Below are 13,342 nucleotides of genomic sequence, written 5' to 3' on the forward strand. Positions count from 1 at the left end.
GGTAGCCCCGAGCGGTATTCGGGCCCCGGATACCGCCTTGGGCTACCACTGTTCGTGGACGGCCCGGACCAGCCTGCCCTGGTTCCGGGCCGTTCTCTATGGGTAGGTTCTGCGGATGACCGTGCCGCTGCAGCGAACCCCCGATGACGACGTGGCGATGTCCCTGCGTGGGCTGGTCAAACGCTTCGACACCAAGGTGGCCGTGGCCGGCGTCGACCTCGACGTGCCGGCCGGGTCGTTCTACGGGGTGCTCGGCCCCAACGGCGCCGGCAAGACCACGACGTTGTCGATGGCCGTCGGCCTGCTGCGGCCCGACGCGGGTCAGGCCACCATCCTCGGGTACGACGTGTGGGCCGACCCGGCGGCGGCCAAGGCGCGCCTCGGTGTGCTGCCGGACGGCACCCGGCTCTTCGACCGGCTGAACGGGGCCGAGCTGCTGGCCTACAACGGGCTGCTGCGCGGCATGGCGCCGGACGTGATCGACCAGCGTGCCCGCGAGCTGCTCGACGTGCTCGAGCTGGGCGTCGACAACCGCACCCTGGTGGTCGACTACTCGGCCGGCATGAAGAAGAAGATCGGCCTGGCCTGCGCGCTGCTGCACGGCCCGCGGCTGCTGGTGCTGGACGAGCCGTTCGAGGCCGTCGACCCGGTGTCGGCCGCGCTGATCCGCGACATCCTGCAGCGGTACGTGACCGGCGGCGGCACCGTGGTCTTCTCCAGCCATGTGATGGAGGTCGTGGAGAAGCTCTGCAGCCACGTCGCGATCCTGGCCGACGGGCGGATCCGGGTCGGCGGGACGCTGGCCGAGGTGCGCGGCGACCGGTCTCTGGAAGATGTCTTCGTGCAGGTCGTCGGCGGGCGTACGTCGACCGGCTCGGAACTGGCGTGGCTGTGACGACCGCGCCGGCCGTCTCGCCGGCCACCTTCGTCCGGCTCAAGCTCCGCATCCTGGGCAACGGCCTGCGGGGCAGCACCGGCCGGGTGGTGCTGTTCGCGGTCGGCATCCTGTTCGGCGTCAGCGGCGCCGTCGGCGGGTTCCTGCTGCTGGCGGTGCCCGGCCTGCTCGACGACCGGCGGGTCGCCGAGATCATGCTGCCGCTGGCCGGCGCGCTGCTGCTGTTCGGCTGGCTGTTCCTGCCACTGATCTTCTTCGGCGTGGACGAGTCGCTCGACCCGGCCCGGTTCGCGCTGCTGCCGCTGAGCCGGCGGACGCTGATCACCGGCCTGTTCGCGGCGGCCACCACCGGCATCCCGGCGATCACCACGCTGCTGGCCACCGGCGGCATGGTGTGGTCGGCGGGCCTGCTCGGCGGGCCGGTCGCCGCGGTCGTCCAACTCGTCGGCGTGGTCCTCGGCCTGCTCCTCTGCGTCGCGGTCAGCCGGGCCGTGACCAGCGCGTTCTCCACCGCGCTGCGCTCCCGGCGGGCGCGTGACCTGGCCACCATCCTGCTCACGGTGACCGCCGCGCTGCTCGGGCCGCTGCAGCTCGGCGTCCTGGCCGGGGCGGAACGGGCCGACTGGGACCGCGTGGCCCAGGTCGCGACCGTCATCGGCTGGACGCCGCTCGGTGCCGCGTACTCGCTGGGCACTGATGTCGCGGCGGGCCGGGCCTGGACCGTGCCGATCAAGCTGGTGATCGTCCTGGCCTCGATCGTGGGCCTGCTGGCCTGGTGGTCGTCGACGGTCGAGCGGGCGATGCTCGGCGCGGCGTCGGGCGGGCAGCGGACGGCCAAGGCGTCGGGCTCGCGGTCGGCGGTCGCCCGGCTGATGGTGCGCGGGCTGCCGCAGAACCGGTTCGGGGCGCTGGTGTCCCGGGAGATGCGCTACTGGTGGCGGGAGACGCGGCGGCGGGCCAGCCTGATCACGCTCGGCGTGGTCGGCGTCTTCCTGCCGGTGTCGATGTCGATCAACGGCGGTGGCGGCGGCTTCACCGTGCTGTTCGTCGGCGCGCTGGGCGCGATCAGCCTGGCCAACCAGTTCGGCTTCGAGGGCAACGCGTACGCCGCGAACGTCGTGGCCGGGGTGCCCGGCCGCACCGAGATCCAGTCCCGGGCGGCCGCGTTCTCACTGTTCGTGGTGCCGCTGCTGATCATGGTTGCGACCGTGGTCTCGCTGGCCGCCGGGCATCCGGAGGACATCGCCGCCCGGCTCGGCACGCTGCTGGCCGCGTACGGCATCGGGCTGGGTGTTGTTCTTCCGGTCTCGGTCCGGGCCGCGTACGCGCTGCCGAGCACCTCGAACCCGTTCGCGATGTCGTCCGGCGGCGGTCCGGCCAAGGGCCTGCTCGCGATGGGTGTCCTGCTCGGCGCGATCGTCGGGACGCTGCCGATGCTGCTGGCCGGCTACCTGATCGGCGACGTGTGGCAGTGGCTCGGCCTGCCGGTCGGGCTGATCTACGGCGGGCTCGCGTACGTGGTCGGCTCCCGCCTCGCCGGAAACCTGCTCGACCGGCGGATGCCCGAACTGCTGTCGGCCGTCACGCAGCGATAATGGCGCCGTGAACCCCTTCCAGCCGGGCGCCGAGATCCACACCGGCGACCCCTTCGCGCCGGTCGCCTCGGAGAAGTCGCCGATCCGCCGGCTCCGGGGCCGGTTCGGCGCGGCCGTGAGCCTGTGGACGACCCCGGGCCCGGCCGGCCTGACGGTCAGCTCGATGCTGGTGGCCGACGGCGACCCCGGCCGGGTGCTCGGGCTGATCGACGAGGAGAGCGACTTCTGGGACGCCGTCGCGGAGGAAGGACGTTTCGCCGTGACCGCGCTGACCGACGCCGACCAGCAGCTGGCCGACCGGTTCGCCGGCCTGATGCCCGCGCCGGGCGGCCTGTTCGCGACCGGTGCGTGGACCGAGACGGAGTTCGGCCCGGTCCCGGCGGGCGCGGCCACCTGGGCCGGCTGCACGCTCGACGCCCACCGCCCGTACGGCTGGGCCCTGCTCATCGAGGCCACCATCGCGACCGTCCACCTCGGCGAACCCGCGCCGCCGCTGCTCCACCACCGTGGCCGCTACCACCGCTTGGCGCACTGACCGGGCCGCTCGGCGCACCCGCCGACCGCCCGGGGAGTGACACGCCTCACCCCTTCGTACGGTGCCCCGGAAGCCCGCCACGCCAGCGGGCCGACTTGCCTGCCCCATGAAGGTGGTGAAACCGGTGACCACAGACGCGCCCGACTCGGCCGCATCCGATGCGGCTTCCGCCGAGCGATATCTCGCCGTGCAGAACTCCGAGGAGTTCGCGGGCCTGAGGAAGACACTGCGCGGCTTCATCTTCCCGATGACCGTCGCGTTCTTCCTCTGGTACGCCCTGTACGTCCTGCTCTCGGCATATGCACGTGGCTTCATGAGCGTGAAGCTGATCGGCAACATCAACGTCGCGCTCCTCTTCGGACTCCTGCAGTTCGTCACGACGTTCCTGATCGCCTGGTTCTACTCGCGATTCGCGGCCCGCAAGGTGGACCCGATCGCCGACCAGATCGCCGCCCGGCTCACCGACGAAGGGGGGTCGAAGTAGATGGAAACGCACGGCCTGTCCTACCTCGCGGCCGAGGCGTCGACCTCGACCTCGCGCACGCTGACCATCACGCTGTTCCTGATCTTCGTCGCCATCACGCTGGGCATCACGATCTGGGCCAGCCGGCAGACCAAGACCGCCACCGACTTCTACGCCGGCGGCCGGACGTTCACCGGCTTCCAGAACGGCATGGCGATCGGCGGCGACTACATGTCCGCGGCGTCCTTCCTGGGCATCGCCGGCATCATCGCGCTGAACGGCTACGACGGCTTCCTCTACTCCATCGGGTTCCTGGTCGCGTGGCTGGTGGCGCTGCTGCTGGTCGCCGAGTTCCTGCGCAACTCGGGCCGGTACACGATGGCCGACGTGCTGGCCTTCCGGATGCGGCAGCGCCCGGTGCGTACCGCGGCCAGCGTCTCCACCGTGGTGGTCTCGATCTTCTACCTGATCGCCCAGATGGTCGGCGCGGGCGCGCTGGTCAGCCTGCTGCTCGGCATCGGGCCGGGCACCACGTTCCTGGGCATGGACGCGAACACCGCCAAGATCGCCACGATCATCCTGGTCGGGGCGCTGATGATCGTCTACGTGACGGTCGGCGGCATGAAGGGCACCACGTACGTCCAGATCGTCAAGGCGTTCCTGCTGATGACCGGCGCGCTGCTGATGGTGATCCTGGTGCTGGCGCACTACAAGTTCAACCTGTCCGCGCTGCTCGGTGACGCCGCCGCGCAGTCCGGCAAGGGCGACGCGTTCCTCAATCCGGGGCTGCGGTACGGCGTCGAAACCGCGGGCGACGCGGCCAAGACGTTCTACAGCAAGATGGACCTGCTCTCGCTGGGCATCGCGCTGGTGCTCGGCACGGCCGGTCTGCCCCACATCCTGACCCGCTTCTACACCGTCCCGACCAGCCGGATCGCGCGTAAGAGCGTGCTCTGGGCGATCGGCATCATCGGCGTGTTCTACCTGTTCACGCTGGCGCTGGGCTTCGGCGCGGCGGCGCTGGTCGGCGGCAAGGCGATCACCGCGCAGGACAAGGCCGGCAACACCGCCGCGCCCCAGCTGGCGCAGAAGCTCGGTGTCGACTTCTTCGGCGGTGACACCGGCGGCTCGGTGCTGCTGGCGGTGATCGCCGCGGTGGCCTTCGCGACCATCCTCGCGGTGGTGGCCGGGCTCACCCTGGCGTCGTCGTCCTCGGTGGCGCACGACTTCTACGCCAGCGTGATCAAGCGCGGCGCCGCCTCGGAGCGGGACGAGGTCCGGGTCGCCCGGATCGCGGCCCTGATCATCGGCGCCATCGCGATCGCCCTGTCGATCTTCGCGCAGAGCCTGAACGTGGCGTTCCTGGTGGCGCTGGCGTTCGCGGTGGCCGCGTCGGCGAACCTGCCGGCCATCCTCTACAGCCTGTTCTGGAAGCGGTTCAACACCTCGGGCGCGCTCTGGTCCATCTACGGCGGCCTGATCGCCTCGGTGTTCCTGGTGTTCTTCTCGCCGGTGGTGTCCGGTTCGCCGACGGCGATGTTCCCGGACAGCGACTGGCACTTCTTCCCGCTGTCCAACCCGGGCATCATCTCGATCCCGATCGGCTTCCTGTGCGGCTTCATCGGCACGATCGTGTCGAAGGAGACCGACGTCAAGAAGTACGCCGAGCTCGAGGTCCGGTCACTGACCGGTCACGGGGCGCACTGACCCCAGCTCGTCACCGAAGGGAGAGGGACCGGGCCGCCACCCGGTCCCTCTCTCGTAGAGTTACCACCATGGTTGTCACGCAACGGTACGGCGATGGACATCGGATCCTGGTCAGCGGAGGCGCCGGGTTTGTCCCGTCACACACGGTTGATGCGCTTATCGCCCGCGGTTGCGAGGTCGTGGCGATCGACAACTTCATCACCGGCTCCCGCGACAACGTCGCCCACCTGGCCGACGAGCCGCGGTTCACGCTGATCGAGGCCGACCTGACCGAGGGCTTGCCGGCGCTGCCCGGCCGCTTCGACGCCATCCTGCACATGGCCTCGCCGGCCAGCCCGACCGACTTCGCGAAGCTGCCGATGGAGATCCTCAAGGTCGGCTCGATCGGCACGATGGCCCTGCTCGACCGGGCCGTCGAGGACGCGGCGCGCTTCCTGATGGCGTCGACCTCGGAGGCGTACGGCGACCCGCTGGTCCACCCGCAGCCGGAGTCGTACTGGGGCAACGTCAACCCGAACGGCATCCGCAGCGTCTACGACGAATCGAAGCGGTTCTCCGAGGCGGCCACCATGGCCTACCACCGGTTCCACGGCCTCGACACGGCCATCGTGCGCATCTTCAACACGTACGGCCCGCGCATGCGGCCGGACGACGGCCGGGCCATCCCCACCTTCATCGACCAGGCCCTCCGAGGCACCCCGCTGACCGTCCAGGGGACCGGTTCACAGACCCGTTCCATCACGTACGTCGACGATCTCGTCCGCGGCATCCTGCTGCTGCTCGACTCGCCCGAGACCGGCCCGATCAACTGCGGCACCGAGCACGAGATCACCATGCTCGACCTCGCGCGGCTGATCGTCCGGCTGGCCGGCAGCGAGTCGTCGATCGAGCTGGTCGAGCGGGCGCCGGACGACCCGGAGAAGCGCCGCCCCGATCTCACCCTGGCCCGCAAGAAGCTCGGCTACGAGCCGCAGATCGGCCCGGAGGACGGCCTGAGCCGGACGATCGAGTATTTCCGCACCCTGAGCAATTCATCTCAGCGATGAACGAAGCACGGAGAGTAATGTCTCCTTCCTTCGTGCCGTCACGGTGTCGATGCGAGCGTTGCGTGGAGTCGGGTACGTAACCTGGGTACATGTCTGCCCCCACATCTAAGTACGGCCGGTCCTCCTCCGGTCGGGCCTCGGTGCCCGGCCCGGGTGAGGCCAACCGGCCCGCCGGTCGCGCCGGAGTGCCCAGCGATTACCGCCGTGGGCAGGCGCACAACGATGACTGGCCGCCGCGCACCGCGTCCGGCGGCGCCCCCGGCGGTCCGCCGCCCCTACGCCCGGCCGGCGCGCCCTACAAGGGACGCCGCAAGCCGCGCTGGGGCCGCATCGCCCTGGTCGTCGGCGCCGTCGTGGTGATCGGCGGCCTGATCGCCGGCATCTCGCTCTACGGCTACGCCTCCGGCCTGGACAAGGACCTGAAGCGGACCAACGCCTTCGAGGACATCACCGACGGCCGCCCGGCCAAGGAGGTCGAGGGCGCGCTGAACATCCTGCTCGTGGGCAGCGACTCGCGTGACCCGGACACCGACGACGGCAAGGCCAGTTCCTGGCGGGCGGACACGCTGATCGTCATGCACATCCCCGAGGACCACAAATCCGCCCAGCTGATCTCGGTCCCGCGTGACCTGTACGTGCAGATCCCGTCGGCGAACAACGCGAAGTGCGAGTCGGGCACCCGGAACAAGATCAACGCGGCGTTCGCCTTCGGTGGCCTGCCCCGCGCCGTCCGTACCGTCGAGTGCCTGACCGACGTGCACATCGACAACGTGATGGCGATCGACTTCGGCGGCTTCAAGGAGGTCACCGACGCGCTCGGCGGCGTCGACCTGCCGGTGGACTACGCGATCACCTCGATCCACAAGCCGTTCCGCAAGTTCAAGAAGGGCACCATGCACATGAACGGCGCCCAGGCCCTGGATTGGATCCGGCAGCGCAAGCAGTTCCCCCGCGGCGACTTCGACCGGATGCGCCACCAGCAGGAGTTCCTCCGGGCGCTGATGGACAAGGCGGCGAGCAGCGGCACGCTGGCCAACCCGACCAAGCTGAACGACTTCCTCAAGTCGGTCACGGCGGCGGTCACGGTGGACGACAACTTCTCGCTCACCGACATGGCCGTGCAGTTCCGCAACGTGCGTGGCGAGAACCTCACCTTCATCACCAGCCCGAACAAGGGCAGCCAGACCATCGCCGGACAATCGGTCGTGGTCCAGGACAAAGAGCAGCAGGCGGCTTTGTACCAGGCCGTTGTTGCCGACAAGATGACTGAGTGGATGACGGCCAACCAGCCCAAGAAGTCATCGGACTCGGCGGGCGGCTGATCTCCTAGCGACACAGCAGCGCGGCGGGCCGGTGAGCACTCACTCACCGGCCCGCTTCGTCGTGTCCTGAAGGAGTGCCATGACCGTTCGCCGCCGCTCGCCGCTCTGGGCCCGGCTGGCGCTGGCCGTCGGCATGGTGCTGGTGCTGGCCAGCGGCGCGGGGCTGGCCGCCGGGCGGGCGCTGATCAGCACCGCGACGACCGCGGTGACCCAGACCAACCTGCTCGGCACGACCAAGAAGACGGTCGCCGAGGGCGGGCACGACCTCAAGGGCCCGATCGACCTGCTGCTGATGGGCGTGGACGCGCGGGCCCGGTGGGCGCCCGACGACCTGCACGCCGACACGATCATCGTGCTGCACATCCCGGCCCGCCACGACCAGGCCTACCTGCTGTCGATCCCACGGGACACCGAGGTGACGGTGCCGCCGTTCGCCAAGAGCCGGTGGCCGGGCGGCAAGGCCAAGGCGACCGAGGCGTTCTTCCACGGCGCGCAGAACGGCGGCGGCTATGCCGGCGGCGCCCAGCTGATGGCCCAGACCCTGAAGGCGGCCACCGGGATCAGCTTCGACGGCGCCGCGATCATCGACTTCCACGGCTTCAAGGGCGTGGTCGAGGCGCTCGGCGGCGTACGCATGTGCGTCGACCAGCGGGTGACCAGCAAGCACATGGTGCTGGTGGGCAAGGAGCCGATGTACCGGGCCGACGCCCGGCGGACCGGCCGGGCCACCCGGCCGGTGATCTACCCGGTCGGGTGCCGGACGATGGCCGGCTGGCAGGCGCTCGACTACGCGCGGCAGCGGTACGGGCTGAAGAACGGCGACTACGACCGCCAGCGGCACCAGCAGCAGCTGATCAAGGCGATCGTGACCAAGGCCGCGAGCGCCGGCGTGCTGACCAACCCGAGGAAGGTGAACCGGCTGATCAAGGCGGCCGGCAAGGCGTTCGTGCTGGACACCGGGGGGGTGCCGGTGGCCGACTTCGTCTTCACGCTGCGTCGCATCGGCGCCGAGGACCTGGTGCTGCTGCGGACCAACAACGGCACCTTCGCCGGCAACGCCAACGGCCGGGAGACGATCACGCCGCTGAGCAAGCAGATGTTCACCGCGGTACGCCAGGACCGGGTCAGCCAGTTCGTCATCAACCACCCGGGTGTCGTGGCGATCGAGAAGTGAGGTTGCCTGTTCCCGATTCGCCACCTGGTTCCGGCGCCTCGGAAGCGAATCCGAAACCAGGCATACTCTTGTCCCGTGCACATCCCCGAGGTTTCTCCCGCCGAGGTTCCTGACGACGCCTACCTGCTCGACGTCCGTGAGGACGACGAGTGGACCGCCGGCCACGCGCCCGGCGCCCACCACCTGCCGATGATGGACGTGCCGGCCCGGCTCGACGAGATCCCGCCGGACGGCGACGTCGTGGTGGTCTGCCGGTCCGGCGGCCGCTCCGCCCGCGTGGTGGCCTACCTGGCCCAGAACGGCCGCGACAACGTCCGGAACCTGGACGGCGGCATGCAGATGTGGGCCGCGACCGGTAAGCCGGTGGTAAGCGAGGACGGACAGCCGTCCCGGGTCATCTGACGGACTTTCGGCGTGGATCGTCCCGCCCTGGGGTGATCTCACAACGACGAACGTGTGACGTCCGACACTGACGGGGCAATCCCGCCGGGATCCGCCCGAAGCGCCCTGCCCAAAAAGACGGAAGCGAGGCAGACTCGCAGACATGCCGGAACGACCCGACTACGCCGCGCTGACCCGGGGTCAGATCGCGGTCCTCGACCGGATCAGTGCCGGTGAGGCGGGCCTCCCCGTGCTGCATCAGATCGTGCGGCTGGCCGAGGAGGCGCTCGGCGGGCGGGGCGCCGGCTTCGCCGAATACGCCGCCGACCACGGCCGGGTGATCGCCGCCACCGGCGTCTGCGCTCATGCCCTGGGCCGCCGGGTGCAACGCGAGGAACGCGAGACCGGCGACCGGACCCTGCTGATCCCGCTGGCCGACGTGAACGACGAGTTCGCCCGCCAGGTCGAGGGCGGCGACCTGCACCACATGCTCGGCGCCCGGTGCGAGGCGTCCGGCGCGGTGATCGGGTCGCTCCACGTCTACTTCGGCGCCGACCACGAGCCCGCCCCGGAACACCACGCGGTGCTCGAGCTGCTGGCGTCGTACGTGGGCCGGCTCTACAGCCTGCGCGCCGGGCTGCCGGTGCACGGCGACGGGCGCCAGGAAGACCGCGACCTGTGGGTCGCGGTGACCAGCCACGAGCTCCGCACCCCGGTGACCGTGATCAAGGGTTATGCCGACACGCTGACCAACCACTGGGGCTCGATGGCCGAGGGCGAACGCCAGGAAGCCGTACGCATCATCGGGGCCCGGGCCGGCGAACTCGCCCGCCTGGTCGACCGGCTGCTCTCCGCCACCAGCGAGGACGGCGCCGGGGGCGACAACCCGGCCGGCCCGTTCGACCTGGTCGAGGCGTTGCGGGCGGCGGTCGACGAGCTGCCCGGCTCGCTCCGTGACCGGGTGGTGCTCGGCGAGCTGCCGACCGAGCTGCCCAAGGCGTTCGGCGACCGCGACTCGCTGGCCACCATCCTCACCGAGCTGACCACCAACGCCGAGAAGCACGCCCCGCCCGGCTCCACGATCGAGCTGGCCGCCTCGGCCGACGAAGAGACGGTGACCTTCCGGGTGGCCGACCGCGGCACCGGCATCCGCCCCGAACACGTCGAGCAGGCCTTCGAGCGCTACTGGCAGGCCGACGTGCGCGAGCAGGGCCATCGTCACCCGGGCGCCGGCCTGGGCCTCTACCTGGTCCGCCGCATCGTCGAGCGCCAGCACGGCTGGGTCTCGCTGCGCCCGCGCCGGGGCGGGGGCACGGTGGCCGAGGTGCGACTGCCCCGGGGCTGAGGCCGGCCACCGGGTCGTTACCCTGGCTTGCCATGAGCAAGCGTCGGAAGTCACCGCAGACCAGCCCGAAGCGCGAGAAGGTTCGCGACATCTTCGTCGCGCGGCCGTTCGAGGGTCTCGCCGACGAGGCCGAGTGGATCGCGCTGCGTGAGCTGGTCCCGGCCGCATCCGCGCCGCTCACGCTCAAACCCGAGATCATCGAGGAGTACGGCGACCGCCCGGTCACCCTCTCCACGGTGCTCCCGATGGCCTGGCCGGCGATGACCCGCCAGGACGGCCGGGTGTTCATCGGCCTCCAGCGCCACGTCCAGTCCGGTGACGTCTCCCGCGACCTGGCCGTAGCGATCCTCAGCGCGCTGCGAACCGAACCGGGCGACACCGTGCCCGTGCCGGCGCTGCCCGGCCCCGGCCCGCGGCTGCAGGACATCCTGATCGACGGCCCGCTCGAGGTCACCATGCACGACGGCTTCGAGTACTGGCTGGACTCCGACCAGGCCGAGGACGCGAACGTGAAGGCGTCGCTGGAGCGGGCCAACGCCTCGATCTACCCGACCGTGCGGATGACCTCGGCGCATGCCGCGTACTGGTGCCGGGTGCCGGAGAAGTCGCACGTCCGCTGGGTGCTGGCCGACCCCGAGGACGCGGCGCTGGACGCGCTGGCCCGGCTCTCCGCGAGCGGTGACCTGCTGCTCGGCGAGGGCACCAAGTTCGCCGGCATGTTCCGGGCCCACGGCGTGCTGGTGCCGGTCTGGGACCTGCCCCGCGACCCCGAGGCGGCCGACTGGGAGGCGCCGCTGGCCGACTTCGCCAAGCGGTACGCCGACACGCTCGGCGACACCGGTCCGCTCGACAGCGCGTCCCGCCGCGCCAAGCAGGGCCTGATCGGGCGTCAGCTGACGCTGCGGTGAACCTGAACGAGCAGTTCGCGGGCGAGGAGCTGGACCGGTCGGTCTGGCTACCCTGCTACCTGCCCCACTGGAGTTCCCGGGCGGCTTCGGCCGCGACCTACCAGGTCCGCGACGGCGAGCTGCGGCTGAGCATCCCGCCGTCCCAGGGGCTCTGGGCCGAGGGCGTCCACGAGACGCCGCTGCGCGTCTCCTGCATCCAGTCCGCGAACTTCTCCGGCCCGGTCGGCAGCACGGTCGGCGGCCAGCCCTTTGTTACCAACCAGTTGGTAACCGAGGAGCAGGCGACGTTCTGGGGCTACACCCCGCATTGCGGGCACGTCGAGATCCGGATGCGCGGCGAGGTGTCGCCGCGGTCGATGGTGGCGTTCTGGATGTCCGGCATCGAGGACGAGCCGCACCGGTCGGGCGAGATCTGCGTGATGGAAGCGTTCGGCGACGCCACCGCGATCGGCATCGGGCTGCACAAGTTCCGGGACCCGGCCCTCACCGAGGAGTGGTCGGCCCTGGAGCTGGGCATCGACATCGCCGAGTTCCACACCTACGCGGTCGACTGGCGGCCCGGATCACTGGTCTTCAGCGTGGATGGCGACGAGGTCCGCCGGGTCGATCAAGCGCCGGACTACCCCGTACAGCTGGAACTCGGGGTTTTCGATTTTCCCGACAAGCCCGGGCCGGCCGACCACACGCCGGCGCTGATCGTCAGCCACGTCATCGGGCATTCCCTCTGAGCGGAGCGCGCTCGATCGGGCAGCTCATGCACCGCGGGCCGCCCCGCCCGGAGCCCAGCTCGGAACCGCTGATCGCGATCACCTCGATGCCGGCCCGTTCGAGCTGAGCGTTGGTCTCCACGTTCCGCTCGTACGCCACACAGAGCCGCGGCGCGATCGCCAGCGTGTTGTTCCCGTCGTCCCACTGCTCCCGTTCGGCGGTGACCGGGTCGAGGCCGGTGTCGATGATCCGCAGCGCGTCGATGCCCATCGCCTCGGCCGCCGCGGTCAGGAACGGCCGCGGCGCGGTCACGTCGGGCTCGCCGTCGGGGCTCACCGTCACGGTCCACGCCTGCAGGCTGCTGGCGATGTTCGGGTACATCACCACCGCGTCCACGTCGACCATCGTGCAGACGGTGTCCAGGTGCATGGTGGCGCGCTCCTGGGCAATCGGCACGGCCAGGATGGTGTGCGCCAGCCCGGCCGCGAACACCCGCCGGGCCAGCCGTTCGGCGCCGGCCGGAGTGGTCCGTTCACCCACCCCGACGGCCAGCACGCCCGGCGCCATCAGCAGGACGTCGCCGCCCTCGACGTGTTCCAGCTCGGGCGAGAACAGCAGCGGGGTCCCGGCGAAGCGCGGGTGGTAGCGGTAGATGGCCTGGGTGAGCGTGGTCTCCCGGTTCCGCGCGGGCATGGCCAGGCTGGTCACCGCGACCTGGTCGCGGACCCAGACCGACGAGTCGCGGGTGAAGAGCAGGTTGGGCAGCGGGTCGATGACGAAGTCGTGCGCGTCCATCATCCGGTAGACCAGACCACCCGGTCCGGGTTTCATCTCCTCATGGGCCAGACCCGACATGAGTACGCCGGCCAGCCGCACGTCGTCCTGATCGGCCAGGTACCCGGCCACCCGGGCGCGCAGCGAGTCGCCCAGCCGGCGGTCGCGCAGCACGCTGGTGATCAGCTCGTCGCGGGCCTGGGCCACGGCCAGCGTCTCGATCAGCAGCCGACCGAGATAGAGCACCTCGACGCCGCGCCCGGTCAGCGCCGCGGCGAACGCGTCGTGTTCCTCCTGCGCGCGGCCGACCCACGGGATGCCGTCGAAGAGCAGGGAATCGTTGTTTCGCGGGGTCAGTCTGGCCAGCTCAGGACCCGGTCGGTGCAGCATGACCGTCGCGAGCCGCCCGACCTCACTGTCGACAAAAGGCGCCACGCCCCGAACCCTACTGTGACTTAGCGCAGAGATCACCTGCGCGTAGTGCATCGA

General features: G+C 70.5%; 13 protein-coding genes. 12 read left to right on the forward strand and 1 reads right to left on the reverse strand.

What is annotated here, in order from left to right:
* Positions 1–115 precede the first annotated feature (115 nt).
* The 12 genes from AB0M54_RS31155 (at position 116) to AB0M54_RS31210 (ending at position 12,099) form a co-directional block, all read left to right on the forward strand.
* Entirely contained in the window at positions 116–895 is a 780-nt protein-coding gene (locus tag AB0M54_RS31155) for an ABC transporter ATP-binding protein (protein ID WP_364312489.1), read from the forward strand.
* Complete coding sequence (locus tag AB0M54_RS31160; RefSeq protein ID WP_364475266.1) at positions 886–2,490, forward strand: ABC transporter permease; 1,605 nt, start codon at positions 886–888, stop codon at positions 2,488–2,490. The genes AB0M54_RS31155 and AB0M54_RS31160 overlap by 10 nt, the downstream gene beginning before the upstream one ends.
* A 7-nt stretch (positions 2,491–2,497) precedes the next feature.
* Positions 2,498–3,025, forward strand: coding sequence for a flavin reductase family protein (locus AB0M54_RS31165; protein ID WP_364475268.1), 528 nt, complete (start codon positions 2,498–2,500; stop codon positions 3,023–3,025).
* Between the two features lie 124 nt (positions 3,026–3,149).
* Positions 3,150–3,509 (forward strand): DUF485 domain-containing protein, encoded by a 360-nt coding sequence (locus tag AB0M54_RS31170; RefSeq protein WP_364475270.1) that lies wholly within the window; start codon positions 3,150–3,152, stop codon positions 3,507–3,509.
* Positions 3,510–5,195 carry a cation acetate symporter gene (locus AB0M54_RS31175; protein WP_364475272.1) on the forward strand — a complete coding sequence of 562 codons (1,686 nt, stop codon included), beginning with the start codon at positions 3,510–3,512 and terminating at the stop codon, positions 5,193–5,195.
* Positions 5,196–5,263: 68 nt separating this feature from the next.
* Complete coding sequence (locus AB0M54_RS31180) at positions 5,264–6,241, forward strand: NAD-dependent epimerase/dehydratase family protein (protein WP_364312475.1); 978 nt, start codon at positions 5,264–5,266, stop codon at positions 6,239–6,241.
* A gap of 89 nt (positions 6,242–6,330) precedes the next feature.
* Complete coding sequence (locus tag AB0M54_RS31185; RefSeq protein WP_364312472.1) at positions 6,331–7,563, forward strand: LCP family protein; 1,233 nt, start codon at positions 6,331–6,333, stop codon at positions 7,561–7,563.
* 79 nt (positions 7,564–7,642) lie between these two features.
* On the forward strand, positions 7,643–8,737 hold the full coding sequence (locus AB0M54_RS31190) for an LCP family protein (protein WP_364312470.1): 1,095 nt from the start codon (positions 7,643–7,645) through the stop codon (positions 8,735–8,737).
* A gap of 75 nt (positions 8,738–8,812) precedes the next feature.
* Complete coding sequence (locus AB0M54_RS31195) at positions 8,813–9,139, forward strand: rhodanese-like domain-containing protein (RefSeq protein ID WP_364475273.1); 327 nt, start codon at positions 8,813–8,815, stop codon at positions 9,137–9,139.
* A gap of 142 nt (positions 9,140–9,281) precedes the next feature.
* Entirely contained in the window at positions 9,282–10,463 is a 1,182-nt protein-coding gene (locus AB0M54_RS31200) for a HAMP domain-containing sensor histidine kinase (protein WP_364312465.1), read from the forward strand.
* A gap of 32 nt (positions 10,464–10,495) precedes the next feature.
* Positions 10,496–11,371, forward strand: coding sequence for a DUF5926 family protein (locus AB0M54_RS31205; protein ID WP_364312462.1), 876 nt, complete (start codon positions 10,496–10,498; stop codon positions 11,369–11,371).
* A complete protein-coding gene (locus AB0M54_RS31210; protein ID WP_364475275.1) occupies positions 11,368–12,099 on the forward strand; it encodes a glycoside hydrolase family 16 protein in 732 nt (243 codons plus the stop codon). Before AB0M54_RS31205 ends, AB0M54_RS31210 begins: the two co-directional genes overlap by 4 nt.
* On the opposite strand, the gene AB0M54_RS31215 is transcribed toward AB0M54_RS31210, so the two are convergent.
* Positions 12,080–13,288: an arginine deiminase gene (locus AB0M54_RS31215; protein ID WP_364475277.1), complete on the reverse strand. Its 1,209-nt coding sequence runs from the start codon at positions 13,286–13,288 to the stop codon at positions 12,080–12,082. The two genes, AB0M54_RS31210 and AB0M54_RS31215, sit on opposite strands and share 20 nt — an antisense overlap.
* Positions 13,289–13,342: the final 54 nt, after the last annotated feature.

This window comes from Actinoplanes sp. NPDC051470 (genome assembly GCF_040682035.1).
In the GTDB taxonomy this organism is placed as follows: Bacteria; Actinomycetota; Actinomycetes; order Mycobacteriales; family Micromonosporaceae; genus Actinoplanes.